The sequence below is a fragment of the Blastococcus sp. CT_GayMR19 genome (genome assembly GCF_004570385.1).
In the GTDB taxonomy this organism is placed as follows: domain Bacteria; phylum Actinomycetota; class Actinomycetes; order Mycobacteriales; family Geodermatophilaceae; genus Blastococcus_B.
In genome coordinates, this window is sequence record NZ_SPQL01000003.1 from 346,045 (window position 1) to 367,159 (window position 21,115).

Genomic DNA, 21,115 nt, shown 5'->3' on the forward strand with positions numbered 1-21,115 from the left:
CCTCCCGCGTGGCGTCGCCATCCGCCCTCAGCACGCGAGGTCGGCCGCCTCCCGGAGCCACCGCGCCACCTCGTCGTCGATCTCGGCAGCGTCGGCCACCTCGAGGTGGTGCATCCACGAGGTCGGCGCCGGGTGCGCCACCTCCTTCCAGCGGGTCGAGTCGTCGTGCCGGTCGAGGACCACGGACAGCACGATCTCGGCGGCCGGCCGCGCCAGGTACTGACCCGGGCGCCACAGATGGGCGAAGCCCCGCCGGTGCCGGAGCGCCACCTGGCTCCTGGACGTCCTGGTCTCGACGTCGCCGAGGCCGTCCGCGAGGTCCAACACCGCCCGGAGGACGGCCGACGCGACCGGGTGCCCCGCGAAGAGGTCCTCGGGCCGCACCGCCGTCCTCCCCCGCGCCGGTCAGCTGACCGGCGCAGCGCTCCGGGCGGCTAGGGCGGCCGCCCCCCGGCGGTGCAGCGCCCAGCCGCCGGCGACCAGCAGGACGCCGAAGGCCCGGAAGGCGAGATCCCAGCTCAGCGGGGCACCGAGGTCGTCCCGGACGTGGTGGACGCCGAGGAGCTGGTGGTCGATCAGGCCCTCGACCACGTTGAAGATCCCCCAGCCGGCCAGCACCAGCCCGACGTGGAAGGCGTAGTTCGGCGCGAGCCGGTCCTGCCGCCAGGCGGCGAGCCCGGTGATCGAGGCCGCGACGACGCAGAGCCACGTCGCGAGGTGGAAGAAGCCGTCGGCCAGCGTGTTGACCTCCAGCCCCAGCACCCTGTCGGTCGGCTCCACGGAGCTGACCATGTGGTGCCACTGCAGGATCTGGTGCAGCACGATGCCGTCGACGAAGCCGCCGAGGCCCAGCCCGAACAGCAGGCCGGAGGTCCTGGGCGGTGGACGACGCCCCTCCGCCACCCGCCCGCCCGTCGCCATGCCGACGGGCTACCCCGCCCTCCCGCCGGCACACGCGGCCGTGCGCGACGCGGCTCGCCCGCGCCGGTCGTAGGGCTGCCCGGCCGTCACTGCCCGGGGCCCTTCCCCTTGCCGGGCTTCGGATCCGTCGCCGAGGCCGCGAGCTGCGGGCAGGTGTTGACCTCGTCGCCGGACGGCTGCCGGGCGACCGTCTGGCTCGCCGGCGGCGTCGTGCCGGTGGTGACCCAGGCGGTCAGGCGCTGGAAGGCCTCGCGGTAGCAGGGCAGGATCGGCCGGAGCTGCGCGGGGAAGACGTCGGCGCGCTCGTCGACGTGGTTGCCGCCGGTGATCGTGTAGTAGCGGTGGATGCCGCTCCGGCCCACGCCCGCGATCATCGTCGAGTACACGTCGGAGTCCGCGTTGATCGGCAGCAGTGCGTCCAGGTCGCCGTGCAGCGTGATCATCGGCTTGCCGATCCGGCCGGTGAGCGAGACTGAGGCGACGGCGTCCTTCACCGCCCGCGGGCGGGAGGCGTAGTCGTACTGGGCGTCACAGGCCGTCGGCGTCCCGGGGGCGGTGCCGATGCGGCAGAACGGCGTCCCCGCCTTGGTCGCGCCGTCGTAGCCGGGGTCGAACGCCTCGCGGTACGTCCGCTGCGTGAGGTCCCAGTAGATGGCGTGGTGGTCGGGCCAGAGGATCTCCGAGCCCGGCTCGAAACCGACCTTGTACATCCGCTGCCGCGAGGCCGGCAGCGCGAGCGCCTGCGGGTACTCCCGCAGGGCCGTCGGCAGGTAGGTGAAGAGGTTCGGGCCGTTGGCGGTGAACAGCGTCCCCTCCCAGTCCACGCCGCCGTCGTAGAGCTCCGGGCGGTTCTCCAGCTGCCACCGGGTGAGGTAGCCGCCGTTGGAGATGCCCGTCATCCACGTGCGGGCCGGCCGGGCGCCGTAGCGCTGCGCGACCACGTCCTTGGCGGCCTTGGCCAGCTCAGAGACCCGGTCGTGCCACTCGCGGACCGCCTGCCCCGGTGCCGAGCGTGCGCCGTTCTCGTAGAACGCGGTCCCGGTGTTCCCCTTGTCGGTCGAGGCATAGGCGTAGCCCTGGGACAGCATCCAGTCGCTGAGGATGTAGTCCGGGGCGTACTGCTTGCGCACACCCGGGGCGCCGGTGATGACGAGCTGGCCGTTCCACTGCTCCGGCAGGCGGATGACGAACTGTGAGTCGTGGTTCCAGCCGTGCGTGGTGTTGCTCGTCGAGTCGTCGGGGAAGTAGCCGTCGATCTGCATGCCCGCACCGGCCGCCGGGTTCACCGTCCGCTTGGAGTGCAGCCCGGCCCAGTCCGTGGGGTCACTGTGGCCGGTGAGCGACAGGGCGGCGGCCGACAGGTCGGGGTGGCACGTCACCTCCTGCCGCGCGGCCCCCGGCACCTGGATCGCCGCGGGGTCGGCGCAGGCGTCGGCCGGTGCGGCGGCGGCGGGGCCGGTGAGCCACGAGGCCATCAGCACCGGAACGAGAGGAAGGAGCAGCAATCGGCGGCGGGACATGGCTCCTCTTTCAGGGAGTGGCGACCATCGGCCCTGGACGACGAGCCGCGGTTCCGGAGGGAACGCCACTACCCCGGCGGACGGGCTTCTCACCTGGGGGAACGGCGCGGACGCCGGGCGTCGGCGTCCGGGGACCGACCGGGAGGATGGCCGGATGCCGGCGCCGGGAACCTCGTCCGGCCGGATACGTCCGATCCGGCTGCTGCAGCTCAATGCGTTCGTGGGCCTCCTGGACCGCTTCGCGATGCCGCCGATGCTGCTCGCCATCGCGCATGACCTGGGCGCTCCCCCGTCGGCGATCGTGCAGGCTGCGGGCGCCTACTTCCTCGCCTACGGACTCTGTCAGCCGCTCTGGGGAGTGGTCTCCGACTGGCTGGGGCTGGTCCGCACCATGCGGATCGCGCTGGTGTGTGCCGGCATCGCGTCCCTCGTCGCCGGGTTCGCGCTCACCCCGCTGACCCTCGGCATCGCCCGCGGTGTCGGAGGTGCCTTCTTCGGGGCCGCCTACCCCGCCGGGATCGTCTACGTGGGCGACACCGTGCCCGCCGACCGCCGGCAGCAGGAACTCACGCGGCTGATGGTGGGCGTCGCCCTGGGGACGGCACTCGCCTCGGTCGGCGCCGGGATCGTCGCCCAGGTGTTCACCTGGCGAGCGACGTTCCTCGCCACCGGGCTCACCGCCCTGGCCCTGGCGGTCGCCCTGCGCCTGCTCGTCGAACCGCCACGGACGCGCAGTCACCGCAACCCGGCCGCGCCGTTCCTCCTGGTCGCCCGATCACGGACGACGCTCTTCGTGCTCGGCCTGGCGTTCGTCGAGGGCGCGGTGCTGCTGGGCACGCTGACGCTGCTGCCCGCCGCGATCGAGGCCGCCGGCGCCACGACCGCGCTCGCGGGAGGCATCGCGGCGATCTACGGCGTGGCGGTCCTGGTCTCTGCGGGTGTCGTCGGACCTCTGTCGCGCCGGCTGCACCCGTCGAGGCTCATCGCCGTCGGAGCCGTGTCCGCACTCGCCGCCTGCCTGCTGCTGGCGCTGTCCCGGGACGCCGGAACGGCCGTCGTCGTCACCCTGCTCCTCGGCCTGGCGTGGGGCTCGATGCACTCCTCGCTGCAGACCTGGGCCACCGAGGTTCTGCCGGCGGCCCGAGCCACCGTCGTCTCGCTGTTCGCGGGCGCGCTGTTCTGTGGCAGCGCGCTGGCGGCGCTGGCGGTGGCCGAACTGGCCGACACCGGGCAGTACCGGACCGTCTTCCTGCTCGCCGGCACCCTGAGCCTGCCGCTGGGAGTCGCCGCCGTGTGGGGGCGCGTCCGCTGGCGCAGGCCCGAGTGACCGCGGTCCCTCCGGGTCCGACCTCTCAGTCCTCGCACTCGAACCAACGGTCGACGACGCGGTCGGCCACCTCGCGTCCGATCGCCACGGCGTCGTCCATGGCGTCACGGAAGTGGATCCCGAGCCAGATCCGGGCGTCGACGACCTCGTCGATCCACGCGTCCGCGGAGTCGTAGTCCCGCGTGGCCTGGGTGACGCCGGAGGCCCGGGACGCGATCGTCATGTCCAGCTCGTCCTCGCCGAAGAGCTCCTCGAGGGCCGTGGCCACAGCGCTGCTGACGCAGCCATGGCCGCTGGGGTACTCGGGATACGACGGGGCCGGCACCAGCGACGCCCAGGCCGGGTCCGGGGTGGTGTCGGGATTGCCGTCCCGCTCCGCCTCGTGGATCGCCGTCAGCGGCCGCCAGAAGTCGCTGTCGAGCTTGGCCTGCCAGCAGACGACGAGGGCGTCGGCTCCCGCGGCGTTGGCGGCGGCGAACATCCGCGCCGTCTCCAAGACGTCCAGCTCGTGCCGAACGGCCCGGTCCCGCATCGCGTCCTGGTACTGCCGAGGCGGGTTGTCGCTCCAGAAGAGGGCCGTCTGGGTCTCGGCCTCGCTGCGGGCCGAACCGGTGGCCGCTCCCATGGCCTTCACCTCGGCGAAGTCCGCGGCATAGGCCTCGCTCGTCAGCGCGTCGGGGCCGTCGTAGGGAACGTCCTCGGGCGAGTCGAGGAGCACCGGCCGGGTGGTGCCCAGCCACGGGGCCGTGAACTCGGCGAAGGCCGGCGGTGTCGGCACCCACGCGCCCGGAGCCGGCTCGGCGTCCCGAGGCACGGTGATGGGCGCATCGCGACCGTCACCCTCTCGGGCGGCGAGGAGCGCGGCAGCCGCGTCCCGGCCCGCCTGCACGCCCTGCTCGCGGCCCTCCCCGTCCCGGATGCCGGCGAGCCACGCGTCGTAGTCCGCCCGCAGTGCGGCCGCCGACGCCGGGAAGAAAGAGCTCAGCACGTCGTGGGCCGCGGTGGCAGCGGCGACGTCGGAGGACGCGTCGTCGTCGACTCGCGGCTGCCGGAGGGTCGGCTCACCTCCGCCCTCGACGGTCACGACCGCGTTGTAGACCGCCGTCGACACGAGGCCGAGGTAGAGCTGCGCCACCGGTGGCGGCTTCATGCCCTCGACACCGATGGTCCGCCAGGCGATCTCGTTCCAGTGCAGGACCACGGCCGGGTCCGGCTCCGTGCCCCCATCGGTCTCGGCAGCCGCGGCCGGGGCCACGCCGGCCATCAGCACCGCCGCAGCCGGGAGAGCGATCCAGCGGTGGACGAGAGGGCTTCGGATCATGGTCCTGCTCCTGTCATTTCCGGTCCCCGTCCATCAGCGCGGAGGCACGGCACGTGGGGACCGGAGAACTCGGACCGCCTGCGGGGCCGGGCGCCCCGGACTATGCGGGGGGCGGTTCTGGCGCCCTCGTCGCACGTCCCTCCCGGCGCCCCCTGCGCACGAGCGATGCGCGTCGATCACGATGCAGCAGGAGGGCACCCCGCACCAGAGGCGTTCGACACCGGGCGTCGCCGCGGCCACCGAGCCGGTCCGGCGCTCCGGCGAGGCCGAGAGCGGTGCGGGCCGTCGAAGCTGAAGATCGACCGGAGCTTCGTCGCCGACATCGGCGAGCACGAGGACGCTCTCGCCATCGTCGCGTCCACCATCGACCTGGCGCGTGCGGTCGGCGTCGACGTCATCGTCGAGGGGGTCGAGACCGCGGAGCAGGCCGCGCTCATCAAGGGCCCCGGCTGCGTCACGGCGCAGGGCCGGCTGTGGAGCCCCGCCGTCTCGATGCGGGAGCTGCTGAGCGGACCGATCTGGCTGAGCCCATACGCCATCGTGCGAGCGGCGGCCTTCCCCGGGCGGGCGGCGAGGCGCGAGAGGCGCGGGACCGGCCTCGCGGACGGTCTCCGCAGCTGCTCGACCTGCCCCAGGTGAGGCGCCCGTCGGCACGGTCGCAACCGCGCTGACCGCCTCGGCGAGCCGCCGCCGGTTTCTCCAGCCGCGCGTCCAGCGCCGGCGGGCTCACGCGGAGAATCCGAAAAGGCGCGAGGGCGTGTCCCAGAGGATCTGGCCCCGTGCGGCCCGGTCGGGCACCAGGTCCTCCAGCAGCGCGAGCAACGGGCCGTAGTCGATGCGGACCGGGGCCCGCAGGAACGGCCAGTCCGACGCCCAGACACAGCGTTCGGGTCCGAAGGCGTCGACGAGCACCCGCACGAAGGGCCAGGTGTCCTCGTGCGGTGGCGGTCGGCGCGAGAACTTGACCAGCCCCGACAGCTTGACCACCGCATGCCCGGCGCGACCCAGGCGGAGGAGCTCGCGGAACGCCGGGTCGTCCAGGCCGTCCGCGGGATCCGGCCGCCCGCAGTGGTCGATCAGCACGCGAACGCCGGAGCGAGCCAGCAGCGGGGCGAGGGCCGGCAGCTGGTCGCCGGCAACCTGCACGTCGGCGAACATGTCGAGGTCGGTGAGGGAGGCCAGCAGGCTCCCTGCATCGGCATAGTGCGCCACCCCCAGCAGGGCGGCGTTGATCGTGACGCCGAGCACGCCGGCGTCCCGGAGCGCGGTCAGTTCCGCCGTGGTCACCTCGTTGCGGACCACGGCGACTCCCCGGAACCGCCCGGCACCCCTCTCGAGCGCGTCGAGCAGGTACCGGTTGTCCTCCCCGTAGCCCGAGTTCGGGCCGACCAGCAGCGCGTGCCGGACGCCATGGACGTCGTGCGTCCGGCGCAGCTGCTCGAGGGTCCCGGTCTCCGGTCCGGTCGGGACGTAGTACGCATCGGGGGCGTACTAGAACCGGGCCGGGTCGAAGACGTGCGCGTGACAGTCGATCAACGGCTCGTCCACAGGTCCCGTCCTCCCTCGCCGCGACGATCGTCGCCGCCGGCGACCGGCACGGGGAAGGTTCCCGCCCAGCGGACGCCGCAGCCGGGCTCAACTCGCGGCCGCGGACACGTCCTCGGCCGACGGACCTCTGGCCTGGGTGACGAGCACCGTGGCCAGCAGCGCCGCGATCGCACCACCGGCGACCACCAGAGCCATGGGCACCGGCGAGCCTTCCGGCCCGAGACCGGCCAGCGGGGTGACGAGCACGCCGCCGCCGAACATGCAGGCGCCGAGGACCGCGGACGCGGACCCGGCCGTCCGGGAACCCCGCTCCACGCCGAGCACGGTGGCGTTGGATGAGACCAGCCCGCGGGTCGCGATCACGACGAAGAGCGGCGGGAGCACCGCGACCACGCCGAGCGACGCGCCGGCGGTCACGACGACCGCGAGGACGACGGCGGCCACCGCGGAGCCGACGAGCCCCACCATGAGCAGCCGCCGGGTCGGGTACCGCCGGACCAGGCGGGCGTCGAGCAGCCCCAGGACGATCATGCCGCCCGCGTTCGCCGCGAACACCAGGCTGAACTGGGTGGGAGTCAGCCCGTAGTGCTCCTGCAGCACGAAGGACGAGCCGGCGATGTAGCCGAACAGCGAGGCGTACGCGAACGCCACCGTCAGGGCGTAGCCGACGAAGACCCGGTCGCGGGCCAGGTCCCAGAAGGCCCGGCCGGTCGCCCGCATGCCGCCGGCGCGCCGCCGCTCCTCCGGCAGGGTCTCCGGAACGGCGACCCAGACGGCCAGCGCCAGTACGGCATTGATGCCGGCCAGGATGTAGAACATCACCGGCCAGCTACCGGTCCACACGAGGAGGAGCCCGCCGAGCATCGGCGCGACGATCGGGGCGACGCTGGACAGCGTCATGAAGAGGGAGAAGAGGCGGGCCGCGTCGACCCCGCTGGTCAGGTCGGCGGCGACGGCCCGGGCGAGCACGATGCCGCCTCCTCCGGAGAAGCCCTGCAGGAAGCGCCACGCGGTGAGCACGAGCGCTGAGGGGGCCAGCGCGCAGAGCACCGAGGCGAGAGTGCAGACCACCGTGGCGCCGAGCAGCAGCCGGCGCCGCCCCCAGGCGTCGGACAACGGACCGAGCACCAGCTGCCCGGCCACCAGCCCGAGGACGTCGGCGGTGAGGGTGAGCTGCACCTGCGCGTGCGTGGCGTCCAGGTCGGTGGCGAGGGTGGGGAACGCCGGCAGGTAGAGATCCATCGACAACGGGCCGAAGGCAGTGAGACCGCCGAGGACGGCGATCAGGACGGGCAGCCGGCCCGCGGTCGCTGGGCGGTGGAGAGAGACGGACACGTTGACGAGTGTCTGGAGGCGGCATCAATCTGTCCAAGACATCCTGTTCACCGCAGCGATCGGAGCTGTCGATGGATCTCCGTCAGCTCGAGTACTTCGTCGCGGTCGCGGACGAGTGCAACTTCACGAAGGCGGCGCTGCGCTGCCACGTGGTGCAGTCGGCGCTGAGCCACCAGATCGCCCGCCTGGAGCGGGAGCACGGCATCCGGCTGTTCCATCGCACCAGCCGGTCGGTCCGGCTGGCGCCTGCGGGCGAGGTCCTCCTCCCCCACGCCCGGGCGCTCCTGCAGGGTGCCGAGCTCGCCAGGGCGGAGCTGGCCGCGTTCTCCGGGCTGATCACGGGACGACTCCGGCTCGGCATGGTCGGCAGCGTCGGCCGGGCCGCACCCCTCGTCGAGGACGCGCTGATCGCCTTCCACACCCGGCATCCCGGCGTGGAGATCGCCGCCCAGGACACCGGCAGCCGGCACATGGCCGGGCAGGTGCAGGCGGGCGAGCTCGACCTCGCCTTCGTCGGCCTGTTCGCAGGCCAGGCGCCCGACGGGCTCGTCCATCACCTGCTCACCGACGAGCCGCTGGTGGCAGTGGTGGCGAGGAGCCATCCCCTGGCGGGGAATCAGCGGGCGAGCCTCGGCGAACTGGCCGATCACGGCCCCTTCATCGACATGCGACCGGAGTCCGGGCTCCGCCTGCAGGTGGACGCGGCCTTCGACCGCGCCGGTATCGCCCGGAGGGTGGCTTTCGAGGTCGGCAGCTCCGACGGCGTCGTCCGTTTCGTCGGGCTCGGCTTCGGCGCCGCCCTCGTGCCCGCGTCCGCGATCGGCGCCGCTGCCGAGGTCAGCGTGCTGCGTCTGGACGACCCGGATGCGCGGCATCCGATCGGCCTGGTGCACCCGCGGCCGCGACCGGCTGCGCCGAGCGCCCGCGCCTTCCTCGACCTGGTGCTGGAGGCGACCGGAGCCGCTCATCGGGGATGACCTGCCCACGGGCATGCGACAGCGCCCCTCCCGGAGAACCGGGAGGGGCGCTGGGAGAGCGCCGCGGACCGTCGCCGGAGCGACCGCCCGCCGGAGCACCTACTTGGTGGTGCGCTTCGCCGGCGCGGTCTTCGGAGCGGCCTGGTCAGCGTCCGGCTGCTCGACCGTGTCGACGCCGTGGGGCGCGAGGTCGGTGATGCTGACCACCTGGTCGCGCACGACGGTGCTGACCGACTCGAGCTGGGAACGGGTCACACCGGTCAGCGTCTCGGCGACCTCGGCGAGCTGGCGGGCGTACTGGTGGTTGAGGTCCACGACCTGCTGGATGAAGGCGAACTGGCGCTCGACCGCCTCGGTCAGATCGACCTTCGGGAACTCGGCGACCGTCGGGACGGTCCCGAACCGGTCGGTGAGGGAGCTCAGGCCGTTCTTCCAGGAGTCGAGCGTCGTGGCGAACACGTCCTGGGCGTTGCGGGTGGCGGCGGTGAAGTCGGTGGTGGCAGTCATGATGGGCTCCAGATGTCGGTGGTGGCCGGTCGGCGTTAACTATCCCAAGCACCCGGGCTACATGTCAAGCGCGAGCTCGCACGCCACTGTGTGACCGGACGCACCGGGAGCAGCGGATGGTTCCGCGGGGTGCCGGCGCTGCGACCACCATGAGCCTCCTCGCATCGGACCGCACCGGACACGGCGAGCCGATCCTGCTGCTCCACGGCATCGGCTCCACCCGCGACGACTTCTCGGCGCTCCTGCCTCGGCTTGCCGAGGACTTCGACGTCCTCTCCCTCGACCTGCCCGGCCACGGGGGCTCCCCGCTGGGGACGTGGCCGCCGACCGTCTCGGCGCTCACCGACGCCGTGGAGGCCGACCTCGACGCCCGCGGGCTGGGCCGGGTACACATTCTCGGCAACTCTCTCGGCGCACGGATCGGGATCGAGCTGGCCGCGCGTTCCCGCGCGCTGTCCGTGGTGGCGATCTCCCCCTCCGGCCTGGGCCTGCCCGCCGAGCGGGTTCACCAGGGGGTCCTGATGGCCACCGCGCGCACCCTCATGCGGACGTTGCGCCCGCTGCTCGGCACGATGGCCGGCACTCCGGCCGGTCGTGCCGCGCTGCTGGTCGGCATGCGGGCCCGACCGTGGGAGGCGACCGAGAGCGAGGCACTCGCCATGCGTGGTGGCTTCGCCGACGCCACCGGGTTCTGGTCGATGCTCTGGTGGGCGATCCTCCAGGACGTGCCGACCGGCCTGCACCGCGTGGACGTGCCCGTTCTGCTCGCCCAGGGCTCCGTCGACGTCGTCGGCGCCGGACAGACCCCGCGCTACCTGGCCCTGATCCCGGGCTCGCGGTTCCGGCTGCTGCCCGGGGCAGGTCACGCACCGCAGTCCGATGCCGCCGACGCCATCCTCGGGCTCGTGCGTGAGACCGCGGCGCGTGGACGCGAGTTGCTCGGGTCCGGCGCCTGATCCGGCTCCATCCCGCTGCGGCTACTCCCGGAGCGGCACGCCGGACCGACCTGCGTATTCATCGGCGCGTTCCGCTCCGGCAATCATGCGCAGGGAGCATGGCGCCATGGCAGTGAGACGAATCCTGGGTCGGTGGCGTGACCGCCGTCCCCGGGAGCTGTACCAGCGCTACGGGGCCCGCCCCTGGGATCTGCTGGACGACCGCACGCGTGACCACTACCGGAAGCTCGTCGCGGCGGGGATCGACGGCGCGGGCCGGCCGCTGCCCCGGAGGGACGTTCGACCCCGGAGGCACGTTCGCCCCCGGGCGACCGGCACCGCCGCCGCCGACTACTGAGACCCGAACTGGCCTACTGCCCGGCCAGGGTCCCCAGGAAGAACCGGACCATCTCGGCGGACGCGTCGGGGCCCATCGGATCGGTGTAGGACCCGACCGGACTGCCCCCGAACCACGCGTGACCGCCGCCGTGCACCATCCAGGACTCGACCAGCACCGCGCCGTCCGCAGCGGTGTGCACCGTGCGGGTGCAGGAGTGGCCGGCTCCGCACTCGATCCGGGTGGTGTCCGACACCGACGTCGGAGCACCGGCCAGCCGGGCGGCCACGATCTTCTCGGCGTTGACCGGGGCCACGATCCCGTCGGCGTCGCCGTGGAACACGATCAGCGGCACGGTCCCCGCAGCGACCGGGGAGCCACCGCTGCGCATGGCCGCGAACGCCGACACCATGTCGTGCGCCGCCCCGTACGCGATCCCCGAGTGGATCCCGGCCCCGGCGAACAGCTCGGGGTAGGCGGCCGCCATGACCGCGGCCATCGCGCCGCCGGCCGACAGTCCGGCGACGAACACACGGTCCGGGTCGACGGCGTGATCGGCCATGACCCGCCGCACGATGCCGGCGATGATCGACGGCTCGCCGGATCCGGCCTGCTGGTCGGCCGGTGAGAACCAGTTCCAGTAGCCACCGTTGTTGGCCGCGGCCGCCTGCTCGGGGTAGACGACGAGGAACCCGTGCCGCTCCGCCAGATCGTTCATCCGGGTGCCGGCGGCGCAGTCGGCGGCGTCCTGCTTGCCGCCGTGCAGCAGAACGACCAGGGGCAGTCGATCTCCGGTCCGGCTCGTGGGGATGTAGAGGTCGTAGGTCCGGGTGCCGGCCGGCTCGCTGTGGCTGAGGTGCCGGATCTCGCCGCCGGGCGCGGCGGCGGCCTCGGCAGCACCCGCTCGGCCCCGGGCACCGCCCGACGGCAGGTTCTGCAGCAGGCCACCGAGGGCGCCGGGCAGCCCCGCGCCCGGCTGTCCGGCCAGCGTGCTGCGGAGCTTGCCCAGGAACCCGCCGGCGCCGGGCGCGCCGACGGCGGTCGGCCGGGGAAGTCCGACCGATCCGTAGCTCGTCCCGGTGGCCCCTGGCGCCGGCGGGACCGTCGCCGAGCCGAGCGAACGCTGCAGCACTGCAAAGGCCTCGTTCAACTGCCCGGCGCGGGTGAGCCGGAGCGCTTCGGACATGCCGGAAGTGCGGTCGTCGTCCATGGGAGAGCCCCTTCGGGGGTGTTGACGGGCGCGGACCGGTCGGTCGGCGCCGTGCGGGATCTGCGGCCGCCCAGGTGGGCGGCCGCTCGGGGCTGGAGGGTGGTGCCGGCCGTCAGGTGATGCGTGGCGCCAGGGCGGCCTTGACCGCCCGGGACGCCCGGAACGCGCCGAGCACCTCGACCGCGGAGATGGTGGCCAGGGCGAGCTCGGGATCGACGTCGTCGGCGATGGTCGCCAGCCCGAGAACCCGCAGCTGCACGGTGCGTCCCGCGCTCCGCAGGTCCTCCAGGTCACGTCGGCTCAGGTGCTGGGCGCCCAGAGTCAGGGTGCGGCGCGCCACGGTGTCGTCGACCGCGGCGGCCCGGGTCTCGAGCTGCCGCCGGATCGCGGTGCGGATGAAGTCCGTCCGGTTGGCGTAGAACCCCTCGTCGACCAGCAGGTCGATCTGCCCGAGGTCGATGAGACCGAGGTTGATGGTGATCTTCTCGCTCTTGTCCATCTCGGCCATCGACCACTCCCTTCGCGGTGTCACCATCCTGTCACCATCCCGTGGGATGGTCAACCCGGTCCGACGGTCTGCGCGCCGCGGCGTCCACCGGCCGCTCGCGGTGCGCCCTGCGCGCACGGTGCGATCCGGATTACGGATGGAGAGCGGCCATCTCGCTCAGCACCCTCGGGTCCGCGCGTCCGGGAGTTACCGTCGGGTAGCGCTCGCGCCCGTGACGGGGCCCACATCCGGGCCGATGCAGGAGGAACCGATGACCAGCACCGCCGACCTGACCCCGCGCGCCCAGGTGGCGCCTCCGACGCCCGCGGAGCTCCTGGCGCGCAACGCGGCGAGCACCACCACCGCCAGCCTCGCGGAGCTTGCGCGCTCGTCGCGCAGCGTGTGGTCCGGTGCGGCTGCCCGGCGAGCCACGCCCCTCGACCTCGCCACCCGCGGTGCGCTGTGGTGGAGCAGCATGACCGACCGCCGGGTGCCCACCTGGCACCTCCCGCACCGCACCGTGCTGAGCACGCCGTTCGCGCACGTGCACGACTTCTCCCCCGCCGACGCGGACACCGGCGTCGTCCCGACGCTGGTGCTCCCCCCGCAGGCCGGGCACTCCTCGCACGTCGTGGACTTCGCGCCGGGCCAGAGCCAGCTGACCGTCCTCCTCGAGGCGGGGCTGACCCAGCTCTACGCGATGGAGTGGCGTCCGGCCACGCCGGCCACCCGCGAGGTCACGATCACCGACTACCTCGACGTCATCGACCAGGCGATCGTGCACGCCGGCGGCCGCGCCAACCTCGTCGGCGACTGCCAGGGCGGCTGGCTGGCGACGATCTACGCCGCCCTGCACCCGGACCGCGTGCACACACTGACCCTGGCCGGGGCCCCGATCGACTTCCACGCCGGCGAGTCGCTCATCGCGGCGTCCACGCAGCTCCTGACCCGCGCACTGGGCATGGCGCCCTACCGGGCACTCGTCGCGATGAACGGCGGCAACATGTCCGGGCGCGCTGTCCTGTCCAACTTCATCCTGATGCAGCCGCAGACCGAGCTGGGCCGCCAGCTGGCCCTGCTCGACAACGTCGACGACCCCGAGCACGTCGAGCGCTACCGCGTGTTCGAGGACTGGTTCAAGCACACCCAGGACATCCCCGGCGCCTTCTACCTGTGGCTCGTCGAGCACCTGTTCCACAAGAACGAGCTCATCGACGGGCGGCTCGTGATCGACGGGCGCCGCGCGGACCTGGCGGACATCACCTGTCCCCTCTTCCTCCTGGCGGGCGCCCGCGACCACATCACCCCGCCCGCGCAGCTGTTCGCGGCCGCGGACGCCGTCGGCACGCCGCCGGGCGAGGTCATGCGGCGGACGTCGGCCGGCGGACACCTCGGCCTCTTCACCGGGCGGCAGGCGCTGACCGAGGACTGGCCGGTGCTGATGGCCGCCGTCCGGGCCCACAGCGGGCGCTGACCCCACCGGGACGGTCCCGGTCGGGGCGCCGACCCGACCGGGACCCGCGGCGGGTCCGGCGACCCTTGCGGTCGGGCCGACCGGGTCAGGCCGAGGCCTCGATCAGCCGGACCAGGTCGGGCCGGACGCCGGGGGTCGCCGCCAGGATGATCTCCGAACCGGCCCCGGGCACCTCGCCGACGACGGCCCCCGCTTCGGCCGCGATGAGCAGACCCGCGGCGACGTCCCAGAGTTGGGTGTCGACCATCAGACCGGCATCCAACCGCCCGGCAGCCACATAGGCCAGGTCCAGGGCGGCCGGCAGGCGGCGCACGTCACCGATCGCCGGCAGGAGGACGGAGAGCACGCCGACCATGCGCCGCTTCGTCCGGGGCGAGGGGTCGAAGCTCAGTCCCACGATCGCTTCCTCGACCCGTGTGGCCGAGGAGACCGTGAGGGCCGCCGCGTCGAGTCGGGCCCCTGCCCCGGCGACCGCGCTGAACACCTCGCCGGAGACCGGGTCGTGCACCACGGCCGCATAGGTGACCCCGTCCCGCTGCAGCGCGACGCAGACCGACCAGGGTCCGGTCCCGGTCAGATAGTTCCGCGTCCCGCCGAGGGGATCGATCACCCAGCGCCAGCCGCTGGTCCCCGCGAGGGCGCTGCCCTCCTCCGCGAGGATCCCGTCGTCACGATGCTCGGCGGAGATCCCCTCCACGATGAGGCGCTCGCTGGCGAGGTCGACGTCGGACACGAGGTCGTTCGCGTGGGCCTTCGTGCCCCCCACGACGACGGTGCTCCGCCGCTCCACCTGGAGGCGACCGGCCGAGAGCGCCAGGTCGATCGCCAGGTCACGAGCTCCTGCGAGGTCCCGGTCCATGCGACAACGATGGCACGGGGCGGTCAGAGGCTGTGCGCCGCGAAGAACTGCCACATGACCGTGCTGGCCCGGGGGCCCTTGGGATCGCTGTAGGACCCGTCGGCCGTCCCGCCGGACCAGGCGTGTCCCAGCCCGTCGACCTCCCAGTGCTCCAGGCGCTTGCGGCCGCGGGCGGAGTACCACCGGGTGACGGAGTACCTGCGGCCGTCCGTCGAGCGCCTGGTCATGACCCGGGACCGAGTGATCCGACGACCGTCCCGGACGTCGGCCGAGCGCACGGCGTCGTACGCCAGCCACTGCTCGGTGACGAGTCTGCCGTTGCTCCCGTAGACCACCGGGTCCGCGGTGCCCTGGACCACGACGAGCGGCGCCATGCCCGCCCCGGGCGTCGGTGCCGGCGGGGTGCCCCGTCCGTGCATCGCACCGAACGCCCCCCGGCCGTTGCTGGCCGACCGGTACGCCGGGGCCGAGTGCACGCCCACGGCGGCGAAGACGTCGGAGTACGTGGCGGCGAGGATCAGCGCCATCGCTCCCCCGGCGGAGATCCCGGCCGCGTACACGCGCGTCCCGTCGATCCGCCAGCGGGAGGGTTCGGCGAGCACCTCCGCAGCGATGCCCGCGAGGACCGCGGGCTCGCCGGCGCCGCGCGTCTGATGGCCCGACTCGTACCAGCGCCAGCAGCCGCCCGCCTGGTGCCCGCGGGTCTGCCGGGGTGCCACGAGGACGAAGCCGTGCCGGTCGGCGAGAGCGGTGAAACGGGTCGCGGCGACGAATTGCTCCGCGGTCTGGTTGCACCCGTGCAGCAGCATCACCAACGGCACGCGGACGCTGCGGCGGTGGCCGGCCGGCAGGTAGACGTCATAGGACCGGGAGCCCGCCGCCCCGAGGTGGGTCGACCGGAGCCACCGTCCGGCTGTCCGGGGCGTCGGGGGCAACCTCTTCGAGGGCGACCGTGTCGCCGCGGTGCGTCGCGCGGGCTTCGGCACCGCCACGCCGGTCAGCGCCGACAGGGCACGCCGGGCGGCCACCTTCCGGCGCCGCACCGACGGCACCGGCACGAGGAACGGCAGGGACAGGAGGCCGGACCGCGTGGCGCTCGCTGATCGGCGACGACGAGCCAACTGCCCTCCTCTGCTGGACCGGCGCGGGGAACGTGCTGCCGCGCCCTGCTGGTGGGCGGAGGCGGGAGACCCGACGGTACCCAGCCCGCCTGCCGCCTCCCACCCGCTGGGAACGACCACCGCCTCGCGGACTCCATGACGGGCCGGCCGCATGGGAACGCTGGGGAGACAGCGCCGCATGGGGCGGGCAGTGAGTCCCGGCCCGTCCGGCCTCCCCGGAACCGGAGCCGGCCGGTGCCAGACTCCCGGGCATGAGGCTGGCCGTGTGCTCCTCCAAGGGCGGCGTCGGCAAGACGACGGTCGCGGCCAACGTCGCGGCCGCCCTCGCCCGGTCCGGCCGCGTGCTCGCCGTCGACGTCGATCCGCAGGACAGCCTGGGACGTGCGTTCGGAGTCGTGGCCAAGGGCCGCGACGACTCGCTGGGCGCGCTGCTCGAGGACGGCTCGGTGGAGGCGCGTGCGGTCGTCCGGCACGCCGTCGCGCCGGGGCTCGACCTGCTGCCCGCGCACCCCAGTCTCGAGGCGGTGGCGACCCAGCTCGCCGCGACCGGGGGGCTCACGACCAGCGTCCGCCGGGCGCTGCGCCCGCTGCTCGGCGAGTACGACCACGTGGTGCTCGACACCCGCGGCGACCTGGGTGCCCTCACCCTGGCCGCGGTCTGCGCGGCCGACTCCGTGCTCACCGTCTTCACCAGCGACCCGGGGTCGGCGCTCGGCGCCGTCCGGCTGGCGGCCTTCCTGGAGCAGCACCGGACCTACGAGAACACCTCGGCGGTCCTGGTCGGCGTCGCCTGCGCGGTGTGGGACCGCCAGGGGCGTGCCGCCCGCGACGTCGCCGGCGCCCTGGCGGGCACCGGCCTTCCGCTGCTGAGCACCCGCGTCCCACTCTCCCGTCGCGTGCCGAGCAGCGTGCTCGCCAAGCGGCCGGTCGTCCTGTCCAGCCCCACGAGCGCGGTCGCGGCGGCGTACGTCGCGCTGGCCGACGAGGTACTCGTGGCCACCGGGAAGGTCCCCGCATGACTCCCGAACTCCCCCGGCACGCCGGGCGACTGCAGGACGACCTGCTGCAGGACCTGCGCGCCGTCGTTCCGGCGCACGCGTCCGTCCCCGTCCCGGTCGCGTCCGCTCCCCCACCCCCGCCACCCCCGAGCGCGGCGGCGATGGAGGTGCGCGTGACCCCCGGGATCTGGACCGGCCCCAGTGCGGGCGTGTCCCCCGACGGAGCGGCGATCGTGGTCGGCGTCGGTCCGCTCCAGATCAGGTTCGGCCTCTACGGCCGCTGATCCGGCTGCGCCCGGGCCCGGAACGGACGGAGGGCCGGCCGGGGTTGCCCCCCGGCCGGCCCTACCGCGACGGGCGACCCGTCCGGTCGATCAGGCCTTCGCGGCCGACGCGAGCGTCGCGCCGGCGGCCAGGACCTGCTTGGCGACGTCGCGCTGCGCCTCGAGCACCTTCTCGTTGAGGTCGAAGTAGCGGTCGACGGCCGCCTCGGCGTCGAACTGGGTGGCGAAGGCCGGAACCTGGTCCGCGAACGTCTTGGCCAGGCGGGTCCAGTTCTCGACCGCGGTCTGCGCGGCCTGCTGGCCCTGCTGGAAGATCTGGGTGTACTGCTCGGTGTGATTCGTCATCGCGTGCCTCCCGGCGGTAGGTGTTGATTGGGATAGTACGCACCATGAGTGAGATGTCAAGCAGGCGGTGAGCGCCCCTCGACGAAGCTCCGGTAGATGCGCAGCAGCGCTTCCCGCTCCTCGGGCGTGAGGTCGGGGTCGCTGCGGATCGCCGCCTCGGTGCCCGAACCGCTCCGCGCGGTCTGGTCCCCGGCGGGAGACCCCAGCCCGGCCTCGGCCAGCAACGTGTCCGCCGGGATGTTGAGCGCCTCCGCGATCGCCTGCAGGACCCGGATCGACGGCTGGTGCAGCCCCCGCTCGATCTGGCTCAGGTAGGCGTTGGACACCTTCGTCAGATCGGCCATGCCGCGCAACGACAGGTCGGCCATCTGCCGTTGCAGGCGGATGTACTCGCCGAGCTGCCGGACGCGCGGGTCCTCGCCGTCTTCTGTCGCCATCGCCGATCCTCCCTGGGTTGCGCACAGTCTCGCCGATCCCTGCCCGTCCGCGTCCCCCACCGGGGGTGCGCTCACCCGCCCGGAGGTGCGGGCGCCGGCCCGGTCGAATTCCGGATCCGCAGATGGGTGGGCAGCGTGATCACCGGCTCGGGGGTCCGCCCGGCCTGCAGGACGTCGACCAGCATCCGGCCGGCGTCGTCGACCGGGCCGGCCACCGTCGTCAGCGTCGGGGAGCAGAAGTCGGCACCGAAGATGTCGTCGTACCCGACCACGCTGACGTGCGCCGGCACCGGGACGCCCCGCTCCGCCAGCCGCCGGAGCACACCGATGGCCAGCAGGTCGTTGAACGCGATCAGCGCGGTCGCACCGGTGGCCAGGCCGACGTCGGCGGCGGCCGGACCGCCGTCCAGGGTCGGCGGGAAGGGGCCGCATCGGACGATCCCGATGCCGGACGCCGCTGCGTGCTCGGAGAGGGCGCGCCACCGCTCGGCGTCCGACCATCCCCCGCTGGGCCCCGCGAGGTAGGCCAGCGACCGGTGCCCGAGGGCGGCGAGGTGCTCGACGATCTGGCGGCTGCCGTCGGCGGAGTCGGTGGCCAGGCTGGCCAGCCCCTCGACCCGGCGGTTGAACAGCACGACGGGCAGGCGCTCGGCCAGGTCCTGCAGCTCCGTGTCCGACAGCCGGCTGGCGGCGAGCAGGAAGCCGTCGACCGAGGAGGCGAGCCGGTCCAGGTGGGCGGTCTCCAGTTCCGGACCCCCCTGGGTGTCGGCGATGATCAGCGTCGAGCTTGCCGCCCGGGCCTGCGCCTCCGCGCCCCGGACCAGCCCGAAGTTGTGCGGGTTCGTGATGTCGGGGACCAGGATCGCCAGCATGCCGGTCCGGCCCGTCGGCAGCGCCTGCGCCAGCCGGTTGGGCCGGTACCCGAGTCTCTTGGCCACCGCCTGCACGTGCTCGCGCGTCCGGACGTTCACCCGCCCCGGATCGGACAGGGCGCGGGAGGCCGTGGAGACGGCGACCCCCGCCTCGCGGGCGACGTCGTGCAACGTCACCGGACGACGTCTCGCCGGGTCGAGCACTCCCACCGGACTCCTCCGTGTGACGCCACCCACGATCCCGTAGGTGGCAAACAATGGCAAACGTTTGCCACACTAGGCCCATGGCCGTGACCGAGGCGACTGGACTGCCCCTGACGAAGGAGAACGCGGAGACCGCCGGGTCCCCCGCGCCCGCGCTGATGTGCCGGGCCGCCCTCGTCTGGGGGGTCGGCATGCTCGGCTACATCCTGGCCGTGATGCAGCGGACGACCTTCGGCGTCGCCGGCCTGGACGCCGCGGACCGCTTCGGGATCAGCCCCGCCGCACTGTCCGCCTTCGTGTTCCTGCAGGTGGCGGTCTACATCGCCGCCCAGTTGCCCGGTGGCCTGCTGGTCGACCGCTATGGCGCGCGCACCGTGCTGGTGCTCGGCGGTCTCGTGCTCGCCGCGGGACAGCTCCTGCTGGCGTTCGCGCCCGCGCTGCCGTTGGTGGTGCTGGCCCGGATCCTCGTGGGCGCCGGCGACGCCGTCATGTTCGTCGCCGTCCTCGGTCTCCTCCCCCGCTGGTTCGCCGCCCGTCGCGTGCCGCTGGTCACCCAGCTCACCGGGATCCTGGGCCAGATCGGTCAGATCCTGTCCGCCGTACCCTTCCTCGCTCTGCTGCACGCGAGCGGCTGGACGACGGCGTTCGCGGCGGCAGCGGCCGCCAGTGTCCTGGCCGCGGCGGTCACGCTGGCGGTCGTCCGGAACGGCCCCCGCGGTACGTGGACCCCCTCGCCGTCGTTCACCGCCCGGGAGATCGGCGCTCAGATGCTCGCCGTGTGGCGGCGCCCCGGGACGCGGCTGGGGTTCTTCGGGCACATGGGCACGCAGTTCTCGATGATGGTGTTCTCGCTGCTCTGGGGAGTTCCCTACCTGGTCTCCGCGCAGGGCCTCTCCTCCGGTCAGGCCGGCGGGCTGGTCACCCTGTTCGTGGTCTGCGCGATCCTCATCGGCCCCGTCATCGGGGTGCTCACCGCGCGGCACCCGCTCCGCCGCTCCTGGCTGGTGCTCGGCATCATCGCCGCCAACGTCACCGTCTGGACCGCCGTGCTGTCACTGCCCGGACCCGCGCCCCGGTGGCTGCTCGTCGTCCTGGTGATCGTCCTCGCCGCGGGCGGGCCGGGTTCGGTGGTGGGGTTCGACATCGCCCGCACGTCCAACCCCGTGCCCAACCTCGGGGTGGCCCAGAGCATCGTCAACCTGGGCGGCTTCCTGGCCAGCCTGCTCGTACTGGCCACGATGGGGGTCGTGCTGGACGCGCTCGGCGGGTTCGGCTTCGAGGCGTTCCGGATCGCGTGGCTCGTCCAGTACCCCGTGTGGCTGGTCGCGGTGATCGGGATCGTGGTCACCCGGCGGAAGGCGCGCCGGATCGATGCCGCGCGCGGCGTCGTGCCGCGGCCGCTCCGCCAGGTCCTCGGCCGCAGCCGGTCGCACTGACGTCCCGGCGCTAGGCGGACGAGTCGCCCTCGGGGTCGGCCTTGGACCGCCCCGCCAGGGCGTCGCGCAGCAGATCCCGCGCCCGGTCGATCATCGCCATCGGCGTCCCGACGAGCAGCGCGCGCGGGGCGGACTCGTTGCCGGGGTGCGGGTGCGTGGGTGCCAGGGACGACGCCAGCCGGAGGGCCGCCGCCATCGCGGCGCGCTCCGCCGGCTTGGTGGCGGCGCGGAGGCCGGCGAACTCGCTGCTCTCCTCCTTGCCGGCGTGGGCGAGCAGCGCGGTGCGGAACCGGGTGAACAGTTCCTCGAAGCCGGGGTTCGTGGGGCCCAGGGAATCGAGCGCGGCCAGCATCCTGTTCACCTCGCGCTCCTCCTCGACCCGCTCGGCCACCGCGTCCTTCGCGCCCTCGACCCGGCGCTTGACGTAGGGGTGGACGAGCTCCTCCTCCACCGCCTCGTGCACGGCCAGCAGCCGCACCAGGGATCGGAAGGGCTGCTCGCGCTCGGCCGCCGTCGCCGTGGCGACCTGTTCGCACAGCTCCCGGATGGCCCGGTGCTGGTCGAGGAGGAGATCGACGACGTCACCGCGCTGCTGCTGGGTCATGGCTGCTCCTGGATTCGATGGACACGGCTTCCTGGACATGCGCCGATGCGGACACC

Annotated in this window: 23 protein-coding genes and 1 pseudogene; 9 read left to right on the forward strand and 15 right to left on the reverse strand. The window is 73.6% G+C overall.

The genetic code is table 11. The features are described from left to right. Nucleotides 1-27: 27 nt before the first annotated feature. From E4P39_RS06615 to E4P39_RS06625, 3 genes are all read right to left on the reverse strand, one after another. Nucleotides 28-384, reverse strand: a complete 357-nt coding sequence (locus E4P39_RS06615; RefSeq protein ID WP_135135585.1) for a DUF5655 domain-containing protein — start codon at nt 382-384, stop codon at nt 28-30. Between the two features lie 21 nt (nt 385-405). After that, entirely contained in the window at nt 406-921 is a 516-nt protein-coding gene (locus tag E4P39_RS06620; protein WP_135135586.1) for a DUF2243 domain-containing protein, read from the reverse strand. 86 nt (nt 922-1,007) lie between these two features. Then, nucleotides 1,008-2,441, reverse strand: a complete 1,434-nt coding sequence (locus E4P39_RS06625) for a tannase/feruloyl esterase family alpha/beta hydrolase (RefSeq protein WP_135135587.1) — start codon at nt 2,439-2,441, stop codon at nt 1,008-1,010. 154 nt (nt 2,442-2,595) lie between these two features. On the opposite strand from E4P39_RS06625, the gene E4P39_RS06630 reads away from it, so the two are divergent. Then, nucleotides 2,596-3,768, forward strand: coding sequence for an MFS transporter (locus E4P39_RS06630; RefSeq protein ID WP_135135588.1), 1,173 nt, complete (start codon nt 2,596-2,598; stop codon nt 3,766-3,768). Between the two features lie 25 nt (nt 3,769-3,793). Here E4P39_RS06630 and E4P39_RS22600 read toward each other — a convergent pair whose 3' ends face one another. Beyond that, nucleotides 3,794-5,089, reverse strand: a complete 1,296-nt coding sequence (locus tag E4P39_RS22600) for a vanadium-dependent haloperoxidase (RefSeq protein WP_209306387.1) — start codon at nt 5,087-5,089, stop codon at nt 3,794-3,796. A 165-nt stretch (nt 5,090-5,254) separates the two neighbouring features. Between E4P39_RS22600 and E4P39_RS22605 the strand changes: the two genes are divergently transcribed. After that, a complete protein-coding gene (locus tag E4P39_RS22605) occupies nt 5,255-5,728 on the forward strand; it encodes an EAL domain-containing protein (protein WP_209306388.1) in 474 nt (157 codons plus the stop codon). An 87-nt stretch (nt 5,729-5,815) separates the two neighbouring features. On the opposite strand, the pseudogene E4P39_RS06640 reads toward E4P39_RS22605, so the two are convergent. Continuing rightward, nucleotides 5,816-6,559, reverse strand: a pseudogene (locus tag E4P39_RS06640) (amidohydrolase family protein); the annotation flags it as partial. A gap of 165 nt (nt 6,560-6,724) precedes the next feature. Beyond that, nucleotides 6,725-7,972: a multidrug effflux MFS transporter gene (locus tag E4P39_RS06645; RefSeq protein WP_209306389.1), complete on the reverse strand. Its 1,248-nt coding sequence runs from the start codon at nt 7,970-7,972 to the stop codon at nt 6,725-6,727. Nucleotides 7,973-8,043: 71 nt separating this feature from the next. Here E4P39_RS06645 and E4P39_RS06650 point away from each other — a divergent pair, with 71 nt between their 5' ends. After that, complete coding sequence (locus tag E4P39_RS06650) at nt 8,044-8,949, forward strand: LysR family transcriptional regulator (protein ID WP_135135589.1); 906 nt, start codon at nt 8,044-8,046, stop codon at nt 8,947-8,949. A 99-nt stretch (nt 8,950-9,048) separates the two neighbouring features. Here the strand turns inward: E4P39_RS06650 and E4P39_RS06655 are convergent, their stop codons facing one another. Then, a complete protein-coding gene (locus E4P39_RS06655; protein ID WP_135135590.1) occupies nt 9,049-9,456 on the reverse strand; it encodes a hypothetical protein in 408 nt (135 codons plus the stop codon). 149 nt (nt 9,457-9,605) lie between these two features. Between E4P39_RS06655 and E4P39_RS06660 the strand changes: the two genes are divergently transcribed. Together E4P39_RS06660 and E4P39_RS06665 are read left to right on the forward strand one after the other, a co-directional pair. Further along, nucleotides 9,606-10,412 (forward strand): alpha/beta fold hydrolase, encoded by an 807-nt coding sequence (locus tag E4P39_RS06660; RefSeq protein WP_135135591.1) that lies wholly within the window; start codon nt 9,606-9,608, stop codon nt 10,410-10,412. 106 nt (nt 10,413-10,518) lie between these two features. After that, entirely contained in the window at nt 10,519-10,749 is a 231-nt protein-coding gene (locus E4P39_RS06665) for a hypothetical protein (protein WP_135135592.1), read from the forward strand. Between the two features lie 13 nt (nt 10,750-10,762). Here the strand turns inward: E4P39_RS06665 and E4P39_RS06670 are convergent, their stop codons facing one another. Next, complete coding sequence (locus E4P39_RS06670) at nt 10,763-11,914, reverse strand: PHB depolymerase family esterase (RefSeq protein WP_245159679.1); 1,152 nt, start codon at nt 11,912-11,914, stop codon at nt 10,763-10,765. A 136-nt stretch (nt 11,915-12,050) separates the two neighbouring features. Then, the gene (locus E4P39_RS06675; protein WP_135135594.1) at nt 12,051-12,446 is read right to left on the reverse strand and encodes a CopG family transcriptional regulator; all 396 of its coding nucleotides are present in this window, start codon (nt 12,444-12,446) and stop codon (nt 12,051-12,053) included. A 250-nt stretch (nt 12,447-12,696) separates the two neighbouring features. Here E4P39_RS06675 and E4P39_RS06680 point away from each other — a divergent pair, with 250 nt between their 5' ends. Continuing rightward, nucleotides 12,697-13,899 (forward strand): alpha/beta fold hydrolase, encoded by a 1,203-nt coding sequence (locus E4P39_RS06680; RefSeq protein WP_167761653.1) that lies wholly within the window; start codon nt 12,697-12,699, stop codon nt 13,897-13,899. A gap of 85 nt (nt 13,900-13,984) precedes the next feature. On the opposite strand, the gene E4P39_RS06685 is transcribed toward E4P39_RS06680, so the two are convergent. Beyond that, nucleotides 13,985-14,758, reverse strand: coding sequence for an inositol monophosphatase family protein (locus E4P39_RS06685; RefSeq protein WP_135135596.1), 774 nt, complete (start codon nt 14,756-14,758; stop codon nt 13,985-13,987). A 23-nt stretch (nt 14,759-14,781) separates the two neighbouring features. Then, nucleotides 14,782-15,879 carry a PHB depolymerase family esterase gene (locus E4P39_RS06690; RefSeq protein ID WP_167761654.1) on the reverse strand — a complete coding sequence of 366 codons (1,098 nt, stop codon included), beginning with the start codon at nt 15,877-15,879 and terminating at the stop codon, nt 14,782-14,784. 251 nt (nt 15,880-16,130) lie between these two features. Here E4P39_RS06690 and E4P39_RS06695 point away from each other — a divergent pair, with 251 nt between their 5' ends. Next, entirely contained in the window at nt 16,131-16,898 is a 768-nt protein-coding gene (locus E4P39_RS06695) for a ParA family protein (RefSeq protein ID WP_135135598.1), read from the forward strand. Beyond that, nucleotides 16,895-17,161: a hypothetical protein gene (locus E4P39_RS06700; RefSeq protein ID WP_135135599.1), complete on the forward strand. Its 267-nt coding sequence runs from the start codon at nt 16,895-16,897 to the stop codon at nt 17,159-17,161. Before E4P39_RS06695 ends, E4P39_RS06700 begins: the two co-directional genes overlap by 4 nt. Before the next feature lie 90 nt (nt 17,162-17,251). Here the strand turns inward: E4P39_RS06700 and E4P39_RS06705 are convergent, their stop codons facing one another. The 3 genes from E4P39_RS06705 to E4P39_RS06715 all read right to left on the reverse strand — a co-directional run bounded on the left by E4P39_RS06705 (nt 17,252) and on the right by E4P39_RS06715 (nt 19,025). Beyond that, the gene (locus E4P39_RS06705; protein WP_135135600.1) at nt 17,252-17,506 is read right to left on the reverse strand and encodes a hypothetical protein; all 255 of its coding nucleotides are present in this window, start codon (nt 17,504-17,506) and stop codon (nt 17,252-17,254) included. Nucleotides 17,507-17,562: 56 nt separating this feature from the next. Beyond that, nucleotides 17,563-17,943 (reverse strand): helix-turn-helix transcriptional regulator, encoded by a 381-nt coding sequence (locus E4P39_RS06710; protein WP_135135601.1) that lies wholly within the window; start codon nt 17,941-17,943, stop codon nt 17,563-17,565. Nucleotides 17,944-18,014: 71 nt separating this feature from the next. After that, complete coding sequence (locus tag E4P39_RS06715) at nt 18,015-19,025, reverse strand: LacI family DNA-binding transcriptional regulator (RefSeq protein WP_209306390.1); 1,011 nt, start codon at nt 19,023-19,025, stop codon at nt 18,015-18,017. A gap of 74 nt (nt 19,026-19,099) precedes the next feature. Here E4P39_RS06715 and E4P39_RS06720 point away from each other — a divergent pair, with 74 nt between their 5' ends. Further along, entirely contained in the window at nt 19,100-20,455 is a 1,356-nt protein-coding gene (locus tag E4P39_RS06720) for an MFS transporter (RefSeq protein WP_209306391.1), read from the forward strand. Nucleotides 20,456-20,465: 10 nt separating this feature from the next. On the opposite strand, the gene E4P39_RS06725 is transcribed toward E4P39_RS06720, so the two are convergent. After that, the gene (locus E4P39_RS06725; protein WP_135135602.1) at nt 20,466-21,059 is read right to left on the reverse strand and encodes a hemerythrin domain-containing protein; all 594 of its coding nucleotides are present in this window, start codon (nt 21,057-21,059) and stop codon (nt 20,466-20,468) included. Nucleotides 21,060-21,115: the final 56 nt, after the last annotated feature.

What these genes read in the sequence shown, in the direction of transcription:
- E4P39_RS06620 (WP_135135586.1), bottom strand. Translation starts at nt 921, where the DNA reads ATGGCGACGGGCGGGCGGGTGGCGGAGGGGCGTCGTCCACCGCCCAGG.
- E4P39_RS06625 (WP_135135587.1), bottom strand. Translation starts at nt 2,441, where the DNA reads ATGTCCCGCCGCCGATTGCTGCTCCTTCCTCTCGTTCCGGTGCTGATG.
- E4P39_RS06630 (WP_135135588.1), top strand. Translation starts at nt 2,596, where the DNA reads ATGCCGGCGCCGGGAACCTCGTCCGGCCGGATACGTCCGATCCGGCTG.
- E4P39_RS22600 (WP_209306387.1), bottom strand. Translation starts at nt 5,089, where the DNA reads ATGATCCGAAGCCCTCTCGTCCACCGCTGGATCGCTCTCCCGGCTGCG.
- E4P39_RS22605 (WP_209306388.1), top strand. Translation starts at nt 5,255, where the DNA reads ATGCGCGTCGATCACGATGCAGCAGGAGGGCACCCCGCACCAGAGGCG.
- E4P39_RS06650 (WP_135135589.1), top strand. Translation starts at nt 8,044, where the DNA reads ATGGATCTCCGTCAGCTCGAGTACTTCGTCGCGGTCGCGGACGAGTGC.
- E4P39_RS06655 (WP_135135590.1), bottom strand. Translation starts at nt 9,456, where the DNA reads ATGACTGCCACCACCGACTTCACCGCCGCCACCCGCAACGCCCAGGAC.
- E4P39_RS06660 (WP_135135591.1), top strand. Translation starts at nt 9,606, where the DNA reads ATGAGCCTCCTCGCATCGGACCGCACCGGACACGGCGAGCCGATCCTG.
- E4P39_RS06665 (WP_135135592.1), top strand. Translation starts at nt 10,519, where the DNA reads ATGGCAGTGAGACGAATCCTGGGTCGGTGGCGTGACCGCCGTCCCCGG.
- E4P39_RS06670 (WP_245159679.1), bottom strand. Translation starts at nt 11,914, where the DNA reads ATGTCCGAAGCGCTCCGGCTCACCCGCGCCGGGCAGTTGAACGAGGCC.
- E4P39_RS06675 (WP_135135594.1), bottom strand. Translation starts at nt 12,446, where the DNA reads ATGGCCGAGATGGACAAGAGCGAGAAGATCACCATCAACCTCGGTCTC.
- E4P39_RS06680 (WP_167761653.1), top strand. Translation starts at nt 12,697, where the DNA reads ATGACCAGCACCGCCGACCTGACCCCGCGCGCCCAGGTGGCGCCTCCG.
- E4P39_RS06685 (WP_135135596.1), bottom strand. Translation starts at nt 14,758, where the DNA reads ATGGACCGGGACCTCGCAGGAGCTCGTGACCTGGCGATCGACCTGGCG.
- E4P39_RS06695 (WP_135135598.1), top strand. Translation starts at nt 16,131, where the DNA reads ATGAGGCTGGCCGTGTGCTCCTCCAAGGGCGGCGTCGGCAAGACGACG.
- E4P39_RS06700 (WP_135135599.1), top strand. Translation starts at nt 16,895, where the DNA reads ATGACTCCCGAACTCCCCCGGCACGCCGGGCGACTGCAGGACGACCTG.
- E4P39_RS06705 (WP_135135600.1), bottom strand. Translation starts at nt 17,506, where the DNA reads ATGACGAATCACACCGAGCAGTACACCCAGATCTTCCAGCAGGGCCAG.
- E4P39_RS06710 (WP_135135601.1), bottom strand. Translation starts at nt 17,943, where the DNA reads ATGGCGACAGAAGACGGCGAGGACCCGCGCGTCCGGCAGCTCGGCGAG.
- E4P39_RS06720 (WP_209306391.1), top strand. Translation starts at nt 19,100, where the DNA reads ATGGCCGTGACCGAGGCGACTGGACTGCCCCTGACGAAGGAGAACGCG.
- E4P39_RS06725 (WP_135135602.1), bottom strand. Translation starts at nt 21,059, where the DNA reads ATGACCCAGCAGCAGCGCGGTGACGTCGTCGATCTCCTCCTCGACCAG.